The sequence below is a fragment of the Mesorhizobium sp. P2_E9 genome (genome assembly GCF_056403815.1).
Window position 1 is genome coordinate 70,019 of record NZ_JBFUET010000011.1, and the last position, 16,299, is coordinate 86,317.

The 16,299-nt window shown below is 61.9% G+C and carries 27 protein-coding genes, 1 tRNA gene and 1 riboswitch; of the genes, 17 read left to right on the forward strand and 11 right to left on the reverse strand.

The genetic code is table 11. The annotated features are described in order from the left end of the window. Positions 1–9: 9 nt before the first annotated feature. On the reverse strand, positions 10–441 hold the full coding sequence (crcB, locus tag AC1D05_RS20690; protein WP_477443493.1) for a fluoride efflux transporter CrcB: 432 nt from the start codon (positions 439–441) through the stop codon (positions 10–12). Between the two features lie 70 nt (positions 442–511). Beyond that, a riboswitch (Fluoride riboswitch) is annotated at positions 512–574 on the reverse strand. A gap of 269 nt (positions 575–843) precedes the next feature. Here crcB and AC1D05_RS20695 point away from each other — a divergent pair. The 3 genes from AC1D05_RS20695 to AC1D05_RS20705 all read left to right on the forward strand — a co-directional run bounded on the left by AC1D05_RS20695 (position 844) and on the right by AC1D05_RS20705 (position 1,717). Beyond that, on the forward strand, positions 844–1,113 hold the full coding sequence (locus tag AC1D05_RS20695) for a hypothetical protein (protein ID WP_477443495.1): 270 nt from the start codon (positions 844–846) through the stop codon (positions 1,111–1,113). A gap of 48 nt (positions 1,114–1,161) precedes the next feature. Then, entirely contained in the window at positions 1,162–1,323 is a 162-nt protein-coding gene (locus tag AC1D05_RS20700; protein ID WP_477443496.1) for a DUF3309 family protein, read from the forward strand. Between the two features lie 88 nt (positions 1,324–1,411). Beyond that, a complete protein-coding gene (locus AC1D05_RS20705; RefSeq protein WP_477443498.1) occupies positions 1,412–1,717 on the forward strand; it encodes a hypothetical protein in 306 nt (101 codons plus the stop codon). Positions 1,718–1,824: 107 nt separating this feature from the next. On the opposite strand, the gene AC1D05_RS20710 is transcribed toward AC1D05_RS20705, so the two are convergent. Further along, positions 1,825–2,250 carry a DoxX family protein gene (locus tag AC1D05_RS20710; protein WP_477443500.1) on the reverse strand — a complete coding sequence of 142 codons (426 nt, stop codon included), beginning with the start codon at positions 2,248–2,250 and terminating at the stop codon, positions 1,825–1,827. 231 nt (positions 2,251–2,481) lie between these two features. On the opposite strand from AC1D05_RS20710, the gene AC1D05_RS20715 reads away from it, so the two are divergent. Further along, positions 2,482–2,850: a VOC family protein gene (locus AC1D05_RS20715; RefSeq protein ID WP_477443502.1), complete on the forward strand. Its 369-nt coding sequence runs from the start codon at positions 2,482–2,484 to the stop codon at positions 2,848–2,850. A 57-nt stretch (positions 2,851–2,907) separates the two neighbouring features. Here AC1D05_RS20715 and AC1D05_RS20720 read toward each other — a convergent pair whose 3' ends face one another. After that, positions 2,908–3,867 carry a prohibitin family protein gene (locus tag AC1D05_RS20720; protein WP_477443504.1) on the reverse strand — a complete coding sequence of 320 codons (960 nt, stop codon included), beginning with the start codon at positions 3,865–3,867 and terminating at the stop codon, positions 2,908–2,910. A gap of 882 nt (positions 3,868–4,749) precedes the next feature. Here AC1D05_RS20720 and AC1D05_RS20725 point away from each other — a divergent pair. The 4 genes from AC1D05_RS20725 (at position 4,750) to AC1D05_RS20740 (ending at position 6,305) form a co-directional block, all read left to right on the forward strand. Further along, complete coding sequence (locus tag AC1D05_RS20725) at positions 4,750–4,929, forward strand: DUF3606 domain-containing protein (RefSeq protein ID WP_015317039.1); 180 nt, start codon at positions 4,750–4,752, stop codon at positions 4,927–4,929. A gap of 284 nt (positions 4,930–5,213) precedes the next feature. After that, on the forward strand, positions 5,214–5,696 hold the full coding sequence (locus AC1D05_RS20730; RefSeq protein WP_477443506.1) for a GFA family protein: 483 nt from the start codon (positions 5,214–5,216) through the stop codon (positions 5,694–5,696). Between the two features lie 115 nt (positions 5,697–5,811). Beyond that, positions 5,812–6,048 (forward strand): DUF982 domain-containing protein, encoded by a 237-nt coding sequence (locus AC1D05_RS20735; protein ID WP_172227022.1) that lies wholly within the window; start codon positions 5,812–5,814, stop codon positions 6,046–6,048. An 11-nt stretch (positions 6,049–6,059) separates the two neighbouring features. Next, the gene (locus AC1D05_RS20740; RefSeq protein WP_477443508.1) at positions 6,060–6,305 is read left to right on the forward strand and encodes a DUF982 domain-containing protein; all 246 of its coding nucleotides are present in this window, start codon (positions 6,060–6,062) and stop codon (positions 6,303–6,305) included. A 106-nt stretch (positions 6,306–6,411) separates the two neighbouring features. Here AC1D05_RS20740 and AC1D05_RS20745 read toward each other — a convergent pair whose 3' ends face one another. The 3 genes from AC1D05_RS20745 to AC1D05_RS20755 form a co-directional block, all read right to left on the reverse strand. Further along, complete coding sequence (locus AC1D05_RS20745) at positions 6,412–6,546, reverse strand: hypothetical protein (RefSeq protein WP_477443510.1); 135 nt, start codon at positions 6,544–6,546, stop codon at positions 6,412–6,414. Positions 6,547–6,637: 91 nt separating this feature from the next. Then, entirely contained in the window at positions 6,638–6,937 is a 300-nt protein-coding gene (locus AC1D05_RS20750; protein ID WP_477443512.1) for a hypothetical protein, read from the reverse strand. Positions 6,938–7,161: 224 nt separating this feature from the next. Then, complete coding sequence (locus AC1D05_RS20755) at positions 7,162–7,473, reverse strand: hypothetical protein (RefSeq protein ID WP_477443514.1); 312 nt, start codon at positions 7,471–7,473, stop codon at positions 7,162–7,164. Between AC1D05_RS20755 and AC1D05_RS20760 the strand changes: the two genes are divergently transcribed. The 3 genes from AC1D05_RS20760 (at position 7,472) to AC1D05_RS20770 (ending at position 8,448) form a co-directional block, all read left to right on the forward strand. Continuing rightward, positions 7,472–7,612, forward strand: a complete 141-nt coding sequence (locus AC1D05_RS20760; protein ID WP_477443516.1) for a hypothetical protein — start codon at positions 7,472–7,474, stop codon at positions 7,610–7,612. The genes AC1D05_RS20755 and AC1D05_RS20760 overlap by 2 nt on opposite strands. Further along, positions 7,603–7,764 carry a hypothetical protein gene (locus tag AC1D05_RS20765; RefSeq protein ID WP_477443518.1) on the forward strand — a complete coding sequence of 54 codons (162 nt, stop codon included), beginning with the start codon at positions 7,603–7,605 and terminating at the stop codon, positions 7,762–7,764. The genes AC1D05_RS20760 and AC1D05_RS20765 overlap by 10 nt, the downstream gene beginning before the upstream one ends. A 610-nt stretch (positions 7,765–8,374) precedes the next feature. After that, a tRNA-Gln gene (locus AC1D05_RS20770) sits at positions 8,375–8,448 on the forward strand. A gap of 449 nt (positions 8,449–8,897) precedes the next feature. Here the strand turns inward: AC1D05_RS20770 and AC1D05_RS20775 are convergent. Next, positions 8,898–9,050 (reverse strand): hypothetical protein, encoded by a 153-nt coding sequence (locus AC1D05_RS20775; RefSeq protein WP_477443520.1) that lies wholly within the window; start codon positions 9,048–9,050, stop codon positions 8,898–8,900. A 792-nt stretch (positions 9,051–9,842) separates the two neighbouring features. On the opposite strand from AC1D05_RS20775, the gene AC1D05_RS20780 reads away from it, so the two are divergent. Next, positions 9,843–10,034, forward strand: coding sequence for a hypothetical protein (locus tag AC1D05_RS20780; protein WP_477443522.1), 192 nt, complete (start codon positions 9,843–9,845; stop codon positions 10,032–10,034). Positions 10,035–10,927: 893 nt separating this feature from the next. Here AC1D05_RS20780 and AC1D05_RS20785 read toward each other — a convergent pair. Continuing rightward, positions 10,928–11,092 (reverse strand): hypothetical protein, encoded by a 165-nt coding sequence (locus tag AC1D05_RS20785; protein WP_477443524.1) that lies wholly within the window; start codon positions 11,090–11,092, stop codon positions 10,928–10,930. Between the two features lie 290 nt (positions 11,093–11,382). On the opposite strand from AC1D05_RS20785, the gene AC1D05_RS20790 reads away from it, so the two are divergent. The 3 genes from AC1D05_RS20790 (at position 11,383) to AC1D05_RS20800 (ending at position 12,277) form a co-directional block, all read left to right on the forward strand. After that, positions 11,383–11,589: a hypothetical protein gene (locus AC1D05_RS20790; RefSeq protein WP_056571572.1), complete on the forward strand. Its 207-nt coding sequence runs from the start codon at positions 11,383–11,385 to the stop codon at positions 11,587–11,589. An 89-nt stretch (positions 11,590–11,678) separates the two neighbouring features. After that, entirely contained in the window at positions 11,679–11,924 is a 246-nt protein-coding gene (locus AC1D05_RS20795; protein ID WP_477443526.1) for a DUF982 domain-containing protein, read from the forward strand. Positions 11,925–12,043: 119 nt separating this feature from the next. After that, the gene (locus AC1D05_RS20800; RefSeq protein ID WP_096447848.1) at positions 12,044–12,277 is read left to right on the forward strand and encodes a DUF378 domain-containing protein; all 234 of its coding nucleotides are present in this window, start codon (positions 12,044–12,046) and stop codon (positions 12,275–12,277) included. Between the two features lie 45 nt (positions 12,278–12,322). Here the strand turns inward: AC1D05_RS20800 and AC1D05_RS20805 are convergent, their stop codons facing one another. After that, a complete protein-coding gene (locus AC1D05_RS20805; RefSeq protein ID WP_477443529.1) occupies positions 12,323–13,444 on the reverse strand; it encodes a sensor histidine kinase in 1,122 nt (373 codons plus the stop codon). A 78-nt stretch (positions 13,445–13,522) separates the two neighbouring features. Then, positions 13,523–13,762, reverse strand: coding sequence for a hypothetical protein (locus AC1D05_RS20810; RefSeq protein WP_477443531.1), 240 nt, complete (start codon positions 13,760–13,762; stop codon positions 13,523–13,525). A gap of 273 nt (positions 13,763–14,035) precedes the next feature. On the opposite strand from AC1D05_RS20810, the gene AC1D05_RS20815 reads away from it, so the two are divergent. Both AC1D05_RS20815 and AC1D05_RS20820 read left to right on the forward strand, forming a co-directional pair. Then, on the forward strand, positions 14,036–14,341 hold the full coding sequence (locus tag AC1D05_RS20815) for a hypothetical protein (protein ID WP_477443533.1): 306 nt from the start codon (positions 14,036–14,038) through the stop codon (positions 14,339–14,341). A gap of 191 nt (positions 14,342–14,532) precedes the next feature. Continuing rightward, a complete protein-coding gene (locus AC1D05_RS20820) occupies positions 14,533–15,534 on the forward strand; it encodes an aldo/keto reductase (RefSeq protein WP_477443535.1) in 1,002 nt (333 codons plus the stop codon). A gap of 45 nt (positions 15,535–15,579) precedes the next feature. Here AC1D05_RS20820 and AC1D05_RS20825 read toward each other — a convergent pair whose 3' ends face one another. After that, on the reverse strand, positions 15,580–16,110 hold the full coding sequence (locus AC1D05_RS20825; RefSeq protein ID WP_477443537.1) for a dihydrofolate reductase family protein: 531 nt from the start codon (positions 16,108–16,110) through the stop codon (positions 15,580–15,582). Positions 16,111–16,299: the final 189 nt, after the last annotated feature.

The window sequence follows — 16,299 nt, forward strand, 5'->3', positions numbered from 1 at the left end:
AACCCTCGCTTAAGCGTTCTCCTCGATGGCGATCTGCGCGATCTGCGTGGCGCCGCCATTGATCCGGGCGGCGAGGATGTGGCCGAGCGCCACCGCCCCCACGCACAGCAGCACCGATAGGCCAATATTGAGCGCTGCCCGGCCCAGGCCGCCGTCGCGCAACAGGTCGAGCGTCTGCAGGCTGAACGAGGAGAAGGTGGTGTAGCCGCCGCAGAGTCCGATCATCACGAACAAGCGCAGGCTTTCGGAGACCGGATAGCGCCCGCCGGCCAGCGTCAGCGTGCCGAAGAAGCCGATCAGCAGCGAGCCGCTGATGTTGATGATGATCGTGCCCCACGGCAATTGGCTGCTTATCGGCAGCGCCCAGGTGGAGACGAGGTAGCGCGCCAGCGTGCCGAGCGCACCACCAACCATGATCAGAAGGCAATTCGAAAAAGACATGCTCGATCCTCTCTCTGAGGCGAGCACACGGCCCGCCATGCGGCGGGATCGACAGACTCCCACCGCGGTTTTCGCGGCAGGAGTCATCAGCCATCACTGGCGGTTTCGGGAGAACTCCATTCCCATCACTGGCAAGATGCCAGACATCGCCCAGCTCGACAAGGCGGCGACGGGACTCGGAGGCTGGAAAAACAAAACCCGCCTTGCGGCGGGTCGTCGGCGCAAATCAGCACCATGGACAAAATCATAGCACAACTGCCCCCACCGGACAACCGGATCGGCATCAGCCGGCCGCCTCCACCCCCGCATTGGCTAGCCGGCTTTTCATCAGCCGGCAGCTGTGGGACCATCAGCTGAAGCTCATGGAATGATTCGCGTCGCACCGCTTTGTCGGAGAGGACGATGGACAGACCAGCCATGGCATCCGTGTTCAGGATGCGGCATGCTCCAGCCTCGGTTTCCGGTGTGCGCAGCACCGGTCAGGGCCAGGCCGACCCTGTGGTCCGCGTGAACTCGCTGGGCGACGCGATCCGTTTCGTCGCCAGTGCCTTTCCCCACTACGACATCAGCGCCGTCGCCATCACCTGCGGCGATCCGTCGATCCCGCGCCTCGGCAGCCTGGACGTCAAGGCGCTGTGGCGCGAATATGGCGAGCGGCTAGTCCAGGAATAGGCTATTTCCCTTCAGCTCGCCTCCACCTTCCCGACATCCGGACAGAGGATGACCGTCCCCGGCGCCTTCACCATCATCACAATCATGCTGGTCCTGGTCGGCGTGCTGCCGATCTGGCCGTGGTCGCGCGGCTGGGCCTGGCGGCCGGCCATCATTGCGGCAGCGATCCTGCTGGTGCTGCTGGTCCTGCTGTTCGCCAACAGGATCTGAGCCGAGCCAATCCCGTCCCATCCCTCCATTGCGGATCGGAAACGCCGCTGGCGCGTTTCATCTTTGGTCAACTGAGGGAGCAATCGCCATGAACGTCGCCAATCTGCAACTCGAGGGCCTGCTGATGGCCGTCGCATCGATCAACCACGTCCTGGTTCGAAAAGGCATACTGACGGCGGAGGAGATCGACATCGCGCTGCGCAAGGCCGAGGCCAGCGAAACCGGCCAGGAGCGATCAGAAGGCATGTCGGCGTCGAGCCGCGATGCCATCAACTTTCCGATCCGGCTGCTCGAACTCGCCAATCAATGCCAGCCTGAGGCCGACATGCCCTCCTTTTCGAAGTTGGCCCGCATGGTCGGCAAGGTGAAGGAGTCCTACAACGACCAGCTGTAGGGCTCGAGCAGTTCACCGTTTCACGAAAACGGCGAACTCCTCTAACTTTTGGTCTGACGCAATTCCGGACGGAAAATCGTTTCACACTTTTCCTGGAATAGCTCGCCTCAAGCCCGGCCCGGCCACCCCAGGTTCAGCGCCAACACCCTGCCCGGCCCGTGCACCGCGGCGAACAGCAGTCCGGCCATGAAGGAAAAATGGTCGACGAAGAAGCCGAACTCGTTCTGGTTGGCGGCCCAGTGGCTGGGACCGTGGAAAGAGAAGCCGAGGAACAGCACATAGGCCGCGGCGACCAGGGCCGCCTGGGTGAAGAAGGCGCCGCTCAGGAAACACAGCACGAGCGCCACCTCCAGGATCGCCGCGCACCAGGCCAGGAACAGCGGGAAGGGAAAGCCGGCGGCGGCGATATAGCCCGCGGTGGCGCCCATACCCATGAACTTGAACGTCACCGCCATCAGGAAGACGGCGGCAAAGATCAGGCGGGCAATGAGAAGGGCCGCGGTCTGCCACGGCGATTGAGTGAGGTCCGGCATGCTATCTCTCCAGGGTTTGCAATGGCTTTCGACCCAAGGACGAGCGACGCCCTGCAGTTCCGACACCGGCCCCGAGATTTTTTGCCCGCAAGCGCTACCGCGCCGGATATCGACACCGGTCTGGCGCTCGCCGACAGGATGTTGTCGCCGGGGCTCGAGCCTTGCAGCGTCTGGCTCCGGAGGCTATTCCTCGCAAGGGGTGGTTGATCAGTTTGTGAGGAGAGCCAGCGGATGGCGACAGTCCGGTATCTCGTCAGCGATGTCGAGTTGGCGATAGCATTTTACACCAGCCATCTGGATTTCGTACTGCAGCAGCAGTTCGGTCCGGCGATGGCCATCCTGAAGCGCGACGACCTGACGTTCTGGCTTGCCGGCCCGATGGCGTCGGCGGCAAGGCCGATGCCGGATGGCCGCACGCCCGAGCCGGGCGGCTGGAACCGCATCGTGCTGCAGGTGCAGGACTTGCCGGCGCTCGCCGCCCGGATGCGCGAGGCCGGTGTGCCGTTCCGCAACGAGATTGTCGACGGCCCGGGCGGCCGCCAGATTCTCTGCGAAGACCCGTCCGGCAACGTCGTCGAGCTTTTTGAACCAAGAGCATGATCCCTCCCGAAGTCGGTTCGGGATCATGGTTTGGCTCTTCGCTGCCTTAGCGCGGGCTCAGTTCGCCACCGGCGCCGGCGTGCTGAGTTCGAGGAACGGCACTGTCGAGCCGGGGATCATCGACTTCGGCAACTGCCCGTCCCACTTCTCGGCCTTGGTCAGTTCGACCAGCAGCGGATTGTTGGCGAGCGCCGCGGCACGCGCCTTGATCGCTTCGGCCGTCGCCTCGCCTTCGATCTTGGTCTTGTAGGCGCTGGCCTCGGCTTCCGCCTTGACGCTGTCGGCGCGGCCCTTGGCCTGGGTGACCGCGATGTCGGCCTTGATCTTTTCCTGCTGCAGGTTCTGTTCCTGCTTCTGCACTTCCACCTGCGCCGTCATCCGCGCCTCGACCGCCTGTTCATAGGCGTCGGAAAAGTCGATGTTCTCGACCTGGACACTATCGACCATGACCGGACCATCGGTCACCGCCGAAATGGCGTCGGCGACATCCTTGTTGAATTTGGCACGGTTCTGGATCACCGACACCGCGTCATACTGGCCGAACACCGTCTTGATCTCCTGCGGCGCCTTGCGGGCGATGACGCGATCGGCCAGCGCCTCGATCGACCCGTAATTGGTATAGACGTTGGACACCTCCGCCGCCGGCACATGGAAATTGACGGTGACGCGCATGTCGGCCGGCTGCTGGTCGCGCGAATAGGCCTGCATGGCCGGCAAATTGCCGCAATCGCTCTGGTTCTCGCAGCCCCATTTCAGCACCTGCTGGCGCAGGCTGATCTTCTCGACCCGCTGCAGCCAGGGCAGTTTGAAATGCAAGCCGGGATCGACGACCGAACTCAAAGCGCCATTGGTCAACAGCACGCCACGGTCGCCCTGGTCGATCGTATACCAGGACCCCATGACGGCCCCGACCAGCGCCAGCACGATGGCCAGCGCGACGATGCCGGTGCCGATCGAGCGCGATCCGACGGCACCGTGCTGTAGGGCACGGTTCGAATTGCCTTGCGTGTCAGTCATTGCCAACCCCCGTTGTCATTGCCGATTCCAGGATTGCCCGGAATCATGGCGGCAAGATTGCCATGATGTGGAGTGCCCCGGCCCTCAGCGCCAGTGAAATCGGATTATTTCGGTTTGCCGGCTGATGGTATGATCGTCCTCGCCCAAGGGGAGGGAATCAAGCATGGCCAAGGCCTTGACCGTCGCCGCAGCATCCGGCACTGAGCGCTGCCTATGAACAGGAGTGCCGGGAGATGCTCGTACCCCATCTCGATGCGCTACTCGACAAGATCGAGGACGCCGGCTGGGATCGCGGCCAGGCCGCTTCGGCCCTCATGTACCTCGCCGCCAAACGGTTGAAACCCGCCTGAGGCAAGGAGCGGCCAGCACCTCGGACCTGCCGTCCGCCGGCATTCACGAACAATTAATGATCATGAAACTTGTTCGTAACCGGCAACGTGCTACTTTTAAGCCGGGGCTAATGCACTGGCATGTCCGGTGCAGCTATTTGGGTGGGTTGTGTTTTGGGCGCTAGCGTAAGGTTCGGGACGAAGTCCTATCTGGTTCAGTCATCGGTTCTGGAATGCAACGGCTGCGGCGGCACCGGGCAGGTTTTCCAATGCCCGCGTTGGACGAGCTCCAACGGCCTTTGCTGCCCCGCCGGCACGCATCATCGCGGCTGTCCTGGCGCCAGCGCGCCTTGCGCCGATTGCAGCGCCACCGACCAGCACGGCGCCGACCCGGCCCAGCCATCGGCCTGAATCCGGTGCCATCCACGCCTTGTCCGGCCCGTCCGGCGGCTGGCGTGGAACCGGCAGCACAAATCTCTGTTATGTCTGATCGCGGCATCCCATATACCGGTGTCCGCGCGACCCGTGCGGCTGACAGAAAGTGAGGCACGCCATGCCCGACGACAAATCGAAGACCAAACAGGACCGCAAGCTGGTTTCGAGCGAGGAGACCTATGAGGTCGCCGCCTTCGCGCGCAAATACGGCATCCCGCAGAGTGAAGCCCAGACCATCATCAAGCGCTACGGCCCTTCGCGCAAGAAGCTCGACAACCACATGGCCGCACGCGGCTAATGCATGTCGCCCAAAAGTGACCTCGGTTTTGAGGGACGACATGCATAAAAGCAAAGACCTAAAGCGCGTCGCATGAATCCGCCTCGACGCGACGCGCTTTAGAAGGTGGCGGCCGCGAGCCGCAACCATTTCGCCGGCATGGGCGTTGAAAGGGTCGACCGGGCTCGGGTGAACAGAATGTCGTTTTCCCGGTTTCTGGCCAACGAAACGGCCGACGATCCTCTGTTCCGCCAGGCCCGTAGCGTGCCAGACTGACGAAAGCCAGACTGAGGGAGGCTGCAACCATGTCCGACACCATACGCAGGACCGGCAGTTGCCTGTGCGGCGGCGTGCATTTCGTCGTCACCGGCCAGCCGACGCGGGTTGGTCTTTGCCATTGCAAGGACTGCCGCAAGGCGGGCGGCTCGGTCTATTCGGCCTTCGCCATCTGGCCACGCGACGTCTTCAAGACATCGGGCGAAGTCGCCAGCTACGGCACGCGCAGCTTCTGCCCGACCTGCGGCAGCCGCGTCGCCTGGGTCGGCGACACCGAGGTCGAGGTGATGCTGGGCAGCCTCGACGTCGCGCCGACCGACCTGGAGCCGCAATACGAATTGTGGATCACCCGCCGCGAGACCTGGCTGCATGCCTTGCCCGGCACCGAACAGTTCGAGCATGACCGGCCCATTGACCAGCAAACGCCGGAAGCTGCCGATCCGCCGGCGCCGAGACCTTTGTCGGACGCCGTCGCGGACGGACCTTTGTCGGACGCCGTCGCGCGCGACTGAAAATTGATCTTTCGGGCCTGGAACCCTCCCCTGCCGGCGGCGTTATCCGGCGCCCCTTGTGAATGCCGTTGTTTGAAAACGGCCGTTCGGGGGCGACATGCCACGGAGACTTCAGTTGAACGACAAGATGTTTCCCCGACCGATCCGCCTGAAATTTGCCTCCGAGCGCGAGCGCGTGGTGCGCAGCGCCTGGGAGGGCCTGGAATGCCTCGGCGATTGGCCCGCCGGCCAGGGCCGGCAATACCGGGCAGCATTGCGCAGTTGCCGCGACGCGCTCGACGGCTGGACGCCGCCGGAAAAGGCGATGCGGGCGATGATCGACGCCGCACGCGAAGCCCACATCCTCCAATAGCGGGAACAGTAATGACCGATGTCAGGCTGTCGTCACCAATTCGGGTCAAGCCGCATGGCGCGGACACGATCCGCGAGGTGGCGACGCTTCAGGACGCCAGTGAAATCCTGATCGACTGGCCGCATGCCAGTCGCGGTCCTTTCTACCAGGCGGCGCGCGAGAAGATCGAGGCGGCGCTGGAAAACAAGGACGCCGCGGCGCAGGCGCAGGAGGCCTTCACGGCCCTGTGCGACCACGCCGGCGTGCTGGTTCGCTGAAGCCCAAGAGACAGTCATCGTTTCCGGAAGTGATCGCGTTCTGGGTTCTCGCCCCAAAAAAAGCAGGCGAAATCCTCGCCTGCTTTTTTTGCCGAGCCGCTGCCTGCTATTTCGTAGGCAGATCGCCGCTCACGATCCTATGGGAAGTATCGAAGCCGAAACTCTTCGGCGCCATAAACATCAAGACGATGACGATGGCGATCGAGGCAAGAAACGTGGCGGTGCTGGCGATGTCTCTCACGGTCCCATCCTTTTACAAATTCAATTCGTAAAAGAAACGTTTCGCGTCATGCGAGGTTCCGTTGTCGGGCGATAATGCCGCGTAGGGTCCTTTACTGCTTCGGCGGCTGCGCCGGCACTTCACCCGGCTTGATCACCGGTGTGTTGCCTTCATCCGGCGCCGGCGCGGCCATGCCCTGATCACCGGTGGCCGGCGGCTTCAGCACGCCGCCGCAATCGTTGAGCTTTTCGGTCAGATTGCCGCCGCCGGACTGCTGCTTGCCTTGATCCGTCTCCACACCGCATTTGTCGGCCTGGTGCGCCGGGTTCTGCTGCGCCGGATTCTGCTGGGTTTGCGCCGCTGCCGGCGCGGCCAGGGCCAGCATCAGCGACGCGATGGCGAGAGGTTTCATCTCGGCCTCCTTTTGCTTGCACGGCCGCCCGGGGCGGCCTTGCCTTCGCAGGGACAACGCCCAACTGCGCAAAAGGTTGGCTGGATCTAGCCGATGTCCGAAGAGCTTGAGGTCATTGTATCCGAGGCGCAGCACAGCGCGCCTCAGCCGTGGAGACCGATCTCCCACGCGGCCATGTTCGACCTTGATATGGTGAAAATTTTCCTAACGGGCCGGCGGCCTGATCAGCGAGATTGTTCTGCGTCGTCCTCGAACGAGACATCTGGCGGATCGGTTCTTTGCGGGCAATCCTCGTAACGGTGGTCGCGGCTGCCGCAGAAGGAACAGCACATGGCTTCGCGGCCTTCGTTTCCCGGCCACCATTGCGGTGTTTCGTAAGGTTTCCTGCTGTCCATGCCCAGCAATGCGCGACGCGTGATTTGGTTGCGCGCCGGCCTCGCGCCACGTCTCGCCATGCCCCTGTCGTGGAACCGGCGGACAGCCAATGGGTTTTGTGGGACAATGCATGCTGCGTCAAACCAAAGAGAAACCGTCATGTCCGCTCGCCTTCTTATCCTGTCGACCCTCGGCACCGTGCTCGCGGCAACCGGGTTGGCCGAAGCCCGGCCCGACAGCCGCGGCATGAGCTGCGCCGAGATCCGAGCCATGATCCAGAGCCGTGCGCCGTGGTGCTGACCACCGGCCCGAACACCTATGACCGCTATGTCAGGCAGTTCGGCAATGAATGCGACTGGCCGGAAGTGCCGATGTCGGCCTATATCCCAGCGCGCGATGGGCACTGCCCGGTCTACCGCTGCGAAGAGCCGGTCAACAACTTCCCGAATTGAGGGGCCGCCGCACCGGCGCCCATTGGATTGAAAGCCCGCGCTCTCGGCCAGAGGTGCGCGGGCCGATCGGAGGCCCGATCTTCGGCAGGCGATGGAGGGCACCACCTGCCGCGAGGCACAAACTTTTAGAGACGACTAATGTTCCATCAAGCTGGTGGCCCAACACGACAACGCTGCGGTTACATTAGCTTTCGTGAATATTCTAATTGCCGGGGGGCTCTCCATTTCCCGGCATGGCCCGGCCGCTCTTTCCCCGAAGGAATGCGCAGCCGGGCCGCCTGGCGGCGAAAAGCCTTCCGCGTTCACACCATATCAGCCCAAATCCAGTCTGGTATTGATCCTCGACGCAGCGGCCCTATGTCGTGCCGATCAACTTCCGTTCTTAACTGGAGGACGGCAGGACTAAGGTCTTGTGCCTTGCTTTCTAAGGTCCGGCGTTACCGCTTTGGTTCCGGTAACATTCGTTGGACGTTCCGGTATTTTAGCCAATGCGCACATAGGGTTGTGGCTTACGTCACTTCCATATTAGAGCAAGAAACGCTGCGAAGAATCGCTCAAAAATTTCCCGAATTGACGGCACGCCGTGCCGGCTCCATAACCGTTCCACTTCTCCCGCTTCGTCTAATGGTAGGACAGCGCCCTTTGAAGGCGTGAATCGTGGTTCGAGCCCATGAGCGGGAACCAAATAAAGTCAGGTAGCGACCGACACTACCAAGGCAAAGATTGTAGCTGCCTACGCGGCGCACAATGTCGACATTACCAATGGCGAAGGTACCGGCGCGAGGCTGAGGAAGTCTCCTGCGCCAGATCACAAGCTGCCCGAAGGCGAAGCCGGCATCATCGACAACAACGACATGTAGGCTTCCGCGATCACACCATATGCAGGGATCGCCTTCGGTATATTAGCATCTGCTTGCGGCGGACCTGATGTCCGCTTGGCCGGCGTCATCCCAAGCCCACCCCAACTGGGCGCCGGCCATTTTCATTCACCCTCGGCGTGAACTCTTCGATCCGCGCCCTAACGCCGTCCTGGACCATCGCCTGTCAAGCGCCTCTGCTTCTGTCCTGTTTTTGGGAGAAGCGCGCAAGAATATATTAGCACAAGCGCATTTATACTGCGACAGGCGGCCCATCTAATTCAATAAGGCGGCTTCAAGGATTTCGTTCGGGGCGACGAACGAGCCGAGCGCCTCAGCCTCGGCCTTGTCCTTGGTCGTCAGGATGGTGCGCCAGTGCGGCTTGTCGAAGACGCTGACGATGTAGGTTGTGGCCGGCTTGTGCTCCACCTTTTGCTGCTTCCATCGTTCATATTGATAAGTCCCGATTATATTAGCAAAGGCATATACATTAGCTAGCCGGACGCGCGCCCGTCCTCAAGGCCACTGCCCGGCGAGGCCCAGCGGCTTTCCGCTGCCAGTCCCTCTTGCAACCAAGCCGCTGGGCCGCCGTCCTAAGTCCCCCGTTTGGTGTTTCGACGATCGGCTTCCTGTCGCGATCTCGCTTCCGATCAGCTTCAAGTTGCATGCCGAACTTACCGTTTGTTGAGCAGATTAGCGCACCATCATAAGCGGACATGGAATGTAGCTCGTACATGTGACTAAAGGCCCCGGCGCCTCACCCAGCGCCGGGGCTTTTCGCATCTAGGAAGCATGTGGATGGCAAGCTCGCCGGACGAAGACCCCAACAACCTCGAGCCCGGCGAGCCTACAACCTGATCAGAGTACGCGATCAGGGCCGGGGTCAACCGGCACGCTGTCAGACGCAAAAGCAGTGCCAATACCGCCGTCCCGAAATGGGACAAGCCGGGGGAAAACGGCCGCTCCGGGTTTTGTTGCGGATTTGCTAATGTTACGGTCACGCCAGCCGGCTTGCCCTAGCCGGTTAGGCCCGACGGTCAGACCAAACCCACCCCAACGGGGACTGTCGGGCCGCAGGAAGCCTCGAGGCGCGCGTGTTCGCTGGCCCTTCGCGTCGGTAGCAGCCTGGCTTTCGGCTTCTATTTGTCAGCGGTGAAAAAGACAGCGTGCCCGCGTGATCGATGGGCCGGAACGAATCGGCCTGCGAGGTGTTAACAACCCATGGACACCATGGAAAACGCCAACGAGCGCTTAAAACGAACCGAGCTCGCGATAGAACAGTCGGAAGAAATGGTAGCCGAGAATGTCGCGCGGCGCGCCAGGCTGAGCACGCAGCGATGTCTCGTCGAGGCCACGCACAGCTTGGTGGAGATCAATCCCGCCATCCGCAATGAAAGACTTCGGACTGGTTGAACCCGGTCGGCGATCATCTATCGAACGGATCGTGTCGATGATGATGGAGCTTCAAGAATGGATCTGGTAACTTCCGCGGTGATGGTTCTGCTCTCTTGCAACGCTGGAGCCCCATCCGTCTGCAAGCCGATTGATATGGCTCCCACCATTTTTTCATCGCTTGACGAATGCCATCTGGCATTGGCTGACAGGCTCGCGGGCGCCCCTGACGGGGAAATGGTCGGGCGGTGCCGTTCGGTCGACCCGTCCGCAACAGGTTCACTGCCTGCCGGCTACAGGACGGTTGTCGTCACAAGGGGCAAAGGGGCGGATGCCGTGAGCAGCCAGTATATCGTCCTGCACAAGGACTGAAACCCGCCGCAGGCTCGCCGAGAAAACCCCAACGCAATCTCAGCGAGCCAGCCGCCCAGGTACAAGGAACAATAGGGCGACCAACTGATCTACGAGTGCGTCATCGACAAAGTTGCAGGAAATCGTCAAGCCGCCCTCCGATCTCTAAGCCCGGCTTCCGCGATCACACCATAGGCTAAGGCGGTCATGTGGTTCACAGTACAACCACAAGCGGTCGATTCCTCAGGGATGTAGCCACTTAGAAAGCCCGCTGCAGGTCGCTCCTGTGGCGGGCTTTTCCTATTGGGACCAAGGTCTTGGCGCCCTCCCACAAAGGTCTGACGTAACCGCTTTGGTTCCGGTATCGTCCATTGGACGTTCCGTTATTTTATCCAATTGCAATATAGGGTGATCAGGCTTTGCGGCAGAGACCCGCCGCCCCATTCACGGCGGCGGCGGGCGCCCCTAGGGATCGCGGGACTTGCCGGAGCGTTGGAACCCCTGCCGCAAAAGCAACTCTCGGCGCCGCCTGAAGTTCCAGCGCCCGTCCCTGGCGGGCGCCTTCAACGCTTCTTTGGCTTCGGCGGGATCTCGTCGACCCGCACCTTGTCGCCGATCTCTTTCGCCAGCGCCAAGGCCTTGGTCTTGTCCTTCGTGGTCAAGACCGTACGCCATGTGGGCTTTTCAAAGACGCTCACGACGTAGGTTGTGGCCGGTTTGTCAATCATCGACGGCCCCCACCCTCCTTCGTCTGCATACTTCATATATATTAGCGCAAACGAATATAATTGTCAGCCATCAGCCGCCTCAGGCCGGCTAGGCCCGTGCACTGCTTGCCCAACCAGCTTCGTGCCGGCCGCCGTTTCTTGCGCGCTTTGAAAGCGCTGAGCGTGGTCGAGCCTATGAGCAAGAAGCAGCCCTCCCGCGGGCTTCCCAGGGGCTTTGAACCGGTCCTCCTGAAACCATTTCATCGACCCTGCGTTGACCACCGGGCGTAGCCAGACACAGGAGACATTCCATGACCGTCAATTGCCGCATATCCATCGACAACCGGCCGGACGCCACCGACGCCATTTTCCAGGCGGTGCCGCGGATTGGAGAAAGCGTTTCGCTGTCGGTCGACGGAAGTCCCCAGGACCTGCGGGTCTCGCGCGTCGTGCATGTCCCCGACGGCACATTGGACGGTGCCGCGATCATTGTCGAGGTAACGACCAACATCCTCTGAAGCAGGCGGCCTCACGCAACAATGACTGGCTGGGATGAAACCTAGCGCCGCCACAGGCGTTTAGTGGCAGCAACCTTGTTGAGGTTCCAATGCAAACTGCGTGGTTCTCCAAGCCCGTGGTGGTTTCGGTGGGTGTGGCCGGCGCCACCCGCAATCTGTCCAATACGCAGCAGGCCATAGAATTGCTGACGACACACTGGCGCGATGCCGGCAGCCTCAAACATCAGTCCGCGTTGCGCGCCTGCCGCCGGGCGACAAGCGGCGATGTGCCTCCCGATATCGCCAGGGAGGCTTTCATCGAGGCCGCGCGCGAGGCGCACATACTGGTCGAGTAGGCCGAGCCGCATTCACGGACCGCAACCATCGTTCACAATCTCGTGATCGATGGAACCGTCTGAAACGGCAAGCGTTTTTTTGCAGGCGTCTTTTTGTCAGGCAACATCAGGAGGCGTTTATGCGCATCATGAACCTCGTCACGCTCGCCCTCATCATCCTTGGCGGTCTCAACTGGCTGTCCATGGGTGTGACCGGCTATGACGTAATCGGCACAGCCCTTGGGGGCGCCATGCTGGCCCGCCTGGCCTATCTGATCATAGGCCTTGCAGCCATATGGCAGCTCATGCCGGGCTTCCAGAGCTTCACCCTTGGAGAAGTCGATGCCGAAAGGCATCTCCCGCATCATCGGTGACTGGTAAGCCGGGGGCGGCGGGAAACCCGCCGCCCCACGGGGCATTCAGATGCCGAAGCCCAGCGCGGTGCCGTCCTCGGCCTCGACGCCGGCTTGCGGCACGATGATCGATGCCAGCGGCGCGCTGAGGCGCCAGCTGAGATGGCCGGGCGAGCGCTCGAGTTCGGCCGAGCCGCCCAGCGACTGCGGCGCCACACGCTGCAGGACGACGGTGCCGAACCCCTTGCGCGCGCTCTCGTCGCCGCTGCCGGGACGGGGCGTGGATGTCTCGGTCCAGAGCAGCTGGAATTCACGCCCGCCCGAAGCACCGGAGCCCTTGTCGCCGGCACCCTGAGCGCCGGACTCGATTGTCCAAGTGATCTCGACCCTGCCGTCTTCGCTGCCCAGCGCGCCATATTTGGACGAGTTCGTACCAAGCTCATGGAAAGCCATGCCGAGATTCTGCACCGCATTCGACTGCAGCGTCAGAACCGGGCCGGCGAGCAGGATCTGCTCCTCGCGGCCGAAAGGCTTCAAATGCTCCTGGATCAGGTCGAACAGGCTGGCGCCGGCCCACTCCGAGGTGACGAGCAGATCGTGCGAACGCGACAGCGCCATGATGCGGGCACGGATCAGTTCCTCGAATTCGCGTGGATCGCTCGAGCGTTTGCTCGTCTCCCTGACCATCGACAGGATGACCGCGAACTGGTTCTTGACGCGATGGTTGACCTCCCGCATCAAGAGCCTGATGCGGCGCTCGCTCTCCTTGGCGGCGGAAATATCGCGGGCGATTTTCGAAGCGCCGACAATCTCGCCATGGGCGTTCTTGATCGGCGAAACCGTCAGCGAAACGGAAATAAGCGTTCCGTCCTTGCGCTTTCGTGTCGTCTCATAACTCGCCACGCGGTCGCCTGCGCGGACCCTGCTGATGATCTCGGTCTCCTCGCTCTTGAGGTGATCGGGGATGAGCATGAGGATCGACTGGCCGACCGCTTCCTCGGCGCTGTAGCCGAACATGCGTTCGGCCGCCAGGTTCCAGCTGGTGATGATGCTGGTCAAATCCTTGCTGATGATGGCATCGAACGAGGAATCGACGATGGCCGCGAGACGCGCATCGGCGGTCGCCGTCTGTTGCGGGTTGCTTGTTGCGATGTCAGCTGCCGCCGCCACGATGTCGCTCATTTGCATGAGGTAGCGCGCAAGCGGATCAAGGCAATCTCCCCCCGCGCAATTCGCACAGGCGGCGCGTCACAACCGACGCTGGATTCACTCCGAAGGCCGATCGTTGGTCTTGCCTTCACCGTCAGGCAGCACACCGAACTCCTGCGATTTGACACCTTGCTCGGCCATCAGGAACCCGTCCGAGGACAGGCCGCGCCGCAGCAGCTCCCTGACCGCAGCCGAGCGGCTTGGCATGCGCTTTTCGAAGCGCCAGTTTTCCAGCGCCGCCAATTCGTCGGTGGTGAGCATGATCTGCAGTCGTTCCGGGCGTTCCAGTTCAGCCATGTGCGCGCTCCTCGCTCAGGACCAAAAATACTGTGAGTTAGTATCTAACTCATTCGGCTTATAATTAGGATAGCTCTCACTACGCGTCAAGACCGGCCAGTGAGCGTTCCACACATCAAACTCATGATGCGCATCAAACGCCTGATGCACATTCCTGTAACTATCCTAACTAATTGATTTTATTCCGATATTTAGAAAATCTAACTTGCCAGATCGATGCCTGGGGCGCATCCTCCAACCTGAACAGAAAACCGTTCCCTTTGGGAGGTTTCAATGCGGTACGATTACTCCACGCGCCTGCGCGACGACGTCCATTCAGCGGTCGAAATGGCATTCAAGACGGCAGGCATCGTCAACATTTCGGCGACGGCCGAACAGGTCAGGGTCAGGAATCTGGCCGAGAACGTCGCCCTTGAGGACATTGAATATCTGGTTCTCCAGGCGGCCCAACTGCTTGGCGCGGCAATCGAATTCGACGCCCTGGGCAATGGCCTGGCACTGTCTGGAAACGAAATTGTCGATGGTGAAGAGCCAGCGATCAGCCCCCTCGTCTTTTCGCAGCCGGCCTCGATCCAGTAATGTCGACCTGACGGGTCCCCCAGCGCCACGCCGCCTCCAACGCGTGAATTAACGCCGGATCGCTTTCCGGCCTGGACCGCCCGGTGCCTCGCGCCCTCGATCACAGTCGGTTGAGACCGCGCCGAACAGCTTTGGGAATTGAGCGCGCGCTCTATATGGTGCTGCAGAATCCCAACCGGAGAACCGCGGCCATGACGCTCGTCACACGCAAACTCGGCAGCCAGGGACTGCAGGTCTCGGCCATCGGCCTCGGCTGCATGGGTATGAGCCAGTCCTACGGCCCGGCCGACGAGGCCGAATCCATCGCCACGCTGCACCGCGCCATCGAACTTGGTTGCACCTTCCTCGACACCGCCGAGGTGTATGGTCCTTACACCAACGAGGCCCTGCTCGGCCGGGCGCTGAAGGGCAAGCGCGACCAGGTGACGATCGCCACCAAATTCGGCTTCCGCATCGAAAACGACAAGCAGGTCGGGGTCGACAGCCGGCCGCAACACATCCGCGAGGTTGTGGAAGCCTCGCTCAGCCGGCTCGCCACCGACCATATCGACCTGCTCTACCAGCATCGCGTCGACCCTGATGTGCCAATGGAGGATGTCGCGGGCGCGGTCGGCAGGCTTGTCGCCGAGGGCACGGTGCGCTTCTTCGGCCTGTCGGAGGCAGGTGCCGCCAACATAAGCCGGGCGCATGCCGTCTTTCCCGTCTCAGCGGTACAGAGCGAATATTCGCTGTGGGAGCGCAATCTGGAGCCCGAGATCATCCCGCTGCTCCAAAAACTCGGCATCGGCCTGGTGCCGTTCTCGCCGCTCGGCCGTGGCTTTCTCACCGGCGACGTCAAGCGTGCCGAGGACTATCCCGAGAGCGACTACCGCCGCAACGACCCGCGCTACCAGGGCGAAAACTACGACGCCAATGTCGAGGCGGCCGCCAAGGTGCGCGACATCGCGGCGGCCAAGGGCGTCAAGCCAGGCCAGATCGCGCTGGCCTGGCTGCTCGGCAAAGGCAGCGATTTCGGTGTCGACATCGTGCCGATCCCCGGCACCAAGCGGCGAAAATATCTGGAGGAGAATGTCGCCGCCGCCGCGCTGAACCTCGACGCCGCAGAGATGGCCGCGCTGGATGAGGCGCTAGCGCCGGGAAAAATCGCCGGCCCACGCTATGGCGAGCGCGGCATGGCGATGGTCGATCGGTAGGGTTTTCGTATGTTCCGGCATCCGGCCCGCCGGCGAGCCACGGGATCAAGCAGGAACGTAAGATAACCTGAGCACGTCCCCGCCCATCCGATCGTGAGCAGTAAGACGGAGCGGCGGCCGGGGTCCGGCGAAATATGGCTTGCCGCCACCAAGCACGACGGGATGCAGATAGATCCGATACTCGTCGATCAGGCCAAGTTCGGTAAGGCTTTGCGCCAGGCCCGGACCTGCAACTTCGATCTCCCCGTCGCGCTCGGCCTTGAGCGCGCGGATCGCGCTCTCCAGATCACCCTCGACAAGCCGGGCGTTAGGGCCGACCGATTTCAACGTGCGCGAGACGACCCATTTCGGCTGCTTGCGCCACGCCGCCGCGAAGGCGTGTTCATCCGCATTCCATTCGGGACGATCATCGTCCCAGTAACGCATGATCTCATACATTTGGCGACCGTACACACTGCCCGCCTGCCGCTCCGCCTCCTCGACGAAGTGGCGAAACAGCGCAGGGCCTGGCGCGAATCCCGTATGGTCGACATAACCGTCCAGCGACTGGTTCATTCCGAACACAAGCATGGCCATGCTCACGCCCTTTCCTCGCGCGCCGTATTCGAGCGAAATCTGATTGCATTGTGCAATCAGTTGTAAGCTATTTCGCCTGAGCTTCGCAATTGGTTTTTGGCGCCCATGAACACCTTACGAGCCTGGTCGGCGGCTGCCGTGTCCTGAGATCGACCGCTCCCGGTGCACGCCGTCGCAACCGCCCTGGGC

Excerpts from the sequence above, each read along its gene's own strand:
- AC1D05_RS20810 (WP_477443531.1), bottom strand. The coding sequence starts at position 13,762 with ATGGCTGAACTGGAACGCCCGGAACGACTGCAGATCATGCTCACCACC.
- AC1D05_RS20760 (WP_477443516.1), top strand. The coding sequence starts at position 7,472 with ATGTCCGCTCGCCTTCTTATCCTGTCGACCCTCGGCACCGTGCTCGCG.
- crcB (WP_477443493.1), bottom strand. The coding sequence starts at position 441 with ATGTCTTTTTCGAATTGCCTTCTGATCATGGTTGGTGGTGCGCTCGGC.
- AC1D05_RS20740 (WP_477443508.1), top strand. The coding sequence starts at position 6,060 with ATGACCGATGTCAGGCTGTCGTCACCAATTCGGGTCAAGCCGCATGGC.
- AC1D05_RS20800 (WP_096447848.1), top strand. The coding sequence starts at position 12,044 with ATGCGCATCATGAACCTCGTCACGCTCGCCCTCATCATCCTTGGCGGT.
- AC1D05_RS20715 (WP_477443502.1), top strand. The coding sequence starts at position 2,482 with ATGGCGACAGTCCGGTATCTCGTCAGCGATGTCGAGTTGGCGATAGCA.
- AC1D05_RS20710 (WP_477443500.1), bottom strand. The coding sequence starts at position 2,250 with ATGCCGGACCTCACTCAATCGCCGTGGCAGACCGCGGCCCTTCTCATT.
- AC1D05_RS20695 (WP_477443495.1), top strand. The coding sequence starts at position 844 with ATGGACAGACCAGCCATGGCATCCGTGTTCAGGATGCGGCATGCTCCA.
- AC1D05_RS20700 (WP_477443496.1), top strand. The coding sequence starts at position 1,162 with ATGACCGTCCCCGGCGCCTTCACCATCATCACAATCATGCTGGTCCTG.
- AC1D05_RS20705 (WP_477443498.1), top strand. The coding sequence starts at position 1,412 with ATGAACGTCGCCAATCTGCAACTCGAGGGCCTGCTGATGGCCGTCGCA.
- AC1D05_RS20825 (WP_477443537.1), bottom strand. The coding sequence starts at position 16,110 with ATGGCCATGCTTGTGTTCGGAATGAACCAGTCGCTGGACGGTTATGTC.
- AC1D05_RS20755 (WP_477443514.1), bottom strand. The coding sequence starts at position 7,473 with ATGACGGTTTCTCTTTGGTTTGACGCAGCATGCATTGTCCCACAAAAC.
- AC1D05_RS20725 (WP_015317039.1), top strand. The coding sequence starts at position 4,750 with ATGCCCGACGACAAATCGAAGACCAAACAGGACCGCAAGCTGGTTTCG.
- AC1D05_RS20790 (WP_056571572.1), top strand. The coding sequence starts at position 11,383 with ATGACCGTCAATTGCCGCATATCCATCGACAACCGGCCGGACGCCACC.
- AC1D05_RS20720 (WP_477443504.1), bottom strand. The coding sequence starts at position 3,867 with ATGACTGACACGCAAGGCAATTCGAACCGTGCCCTACAGCACGGTGCC.
- AC1D05_RS20785 (WP_477443524.1), bottom strand. The coding sequence starts at position 11,092 with ATGATTGACAAACCGGCCACAACCTACGTCGTGAGCGTCTTTGAAAAG.
- AC1D05_RS20815 (WP_477443533.1), top strand. The coding sequence starts at position 14,036 with ATGCGGTACGATTACTCCACGCGCCTGCGCGACGACGTCCATTCAGCG.
- AC1D05_RS20795 (WP_477443526.1), top strand. The coding sequence starts at position 11,679 with ATGCAAACTGCGTGGTTCTCCAAGCCCGTGGTGGTTTCGGTGGGTGTG.
- AC1D05_RS20750 (WP_477443512.1), bottom strand. The coding sequence starts at position 6,937 with ATGAAACCTCTCGCCATCGCGTCGCTGATGCTGGCCCTGGCCGCGCCG.
- AC1D05_RS20805 (WP_477443529.1), bottom strand. The coding sequence starts at position 13,444 with ATGCAAATGAGCGACATCGTGGCGGCGGCAGCTGACATCGCAACAAGC.
- AC1D05_RS20780 (WP_477443522.1), top strand. The coding sequence starts at position 9,843 with ATGGACACCATGGAAAACGCCAACGAGCGCTTAAAACGAACCGAGCTC.
- AC1D05_RS20820 (WP_477443535.1), top strand. The coding sequence starts at position 14,533 with ATGACGCTCGTCACACGCAAACTCGGCAGCCAGGGACTGCAGGTCTCG.
- AC1D05_RS20730 (WP_477443506.1), top strand. The coding sequence starts at position 5,214 with ATGTCCGACACCATACGCAGGACCGGCAGTTGCCTGTGCGGCGGCGTG.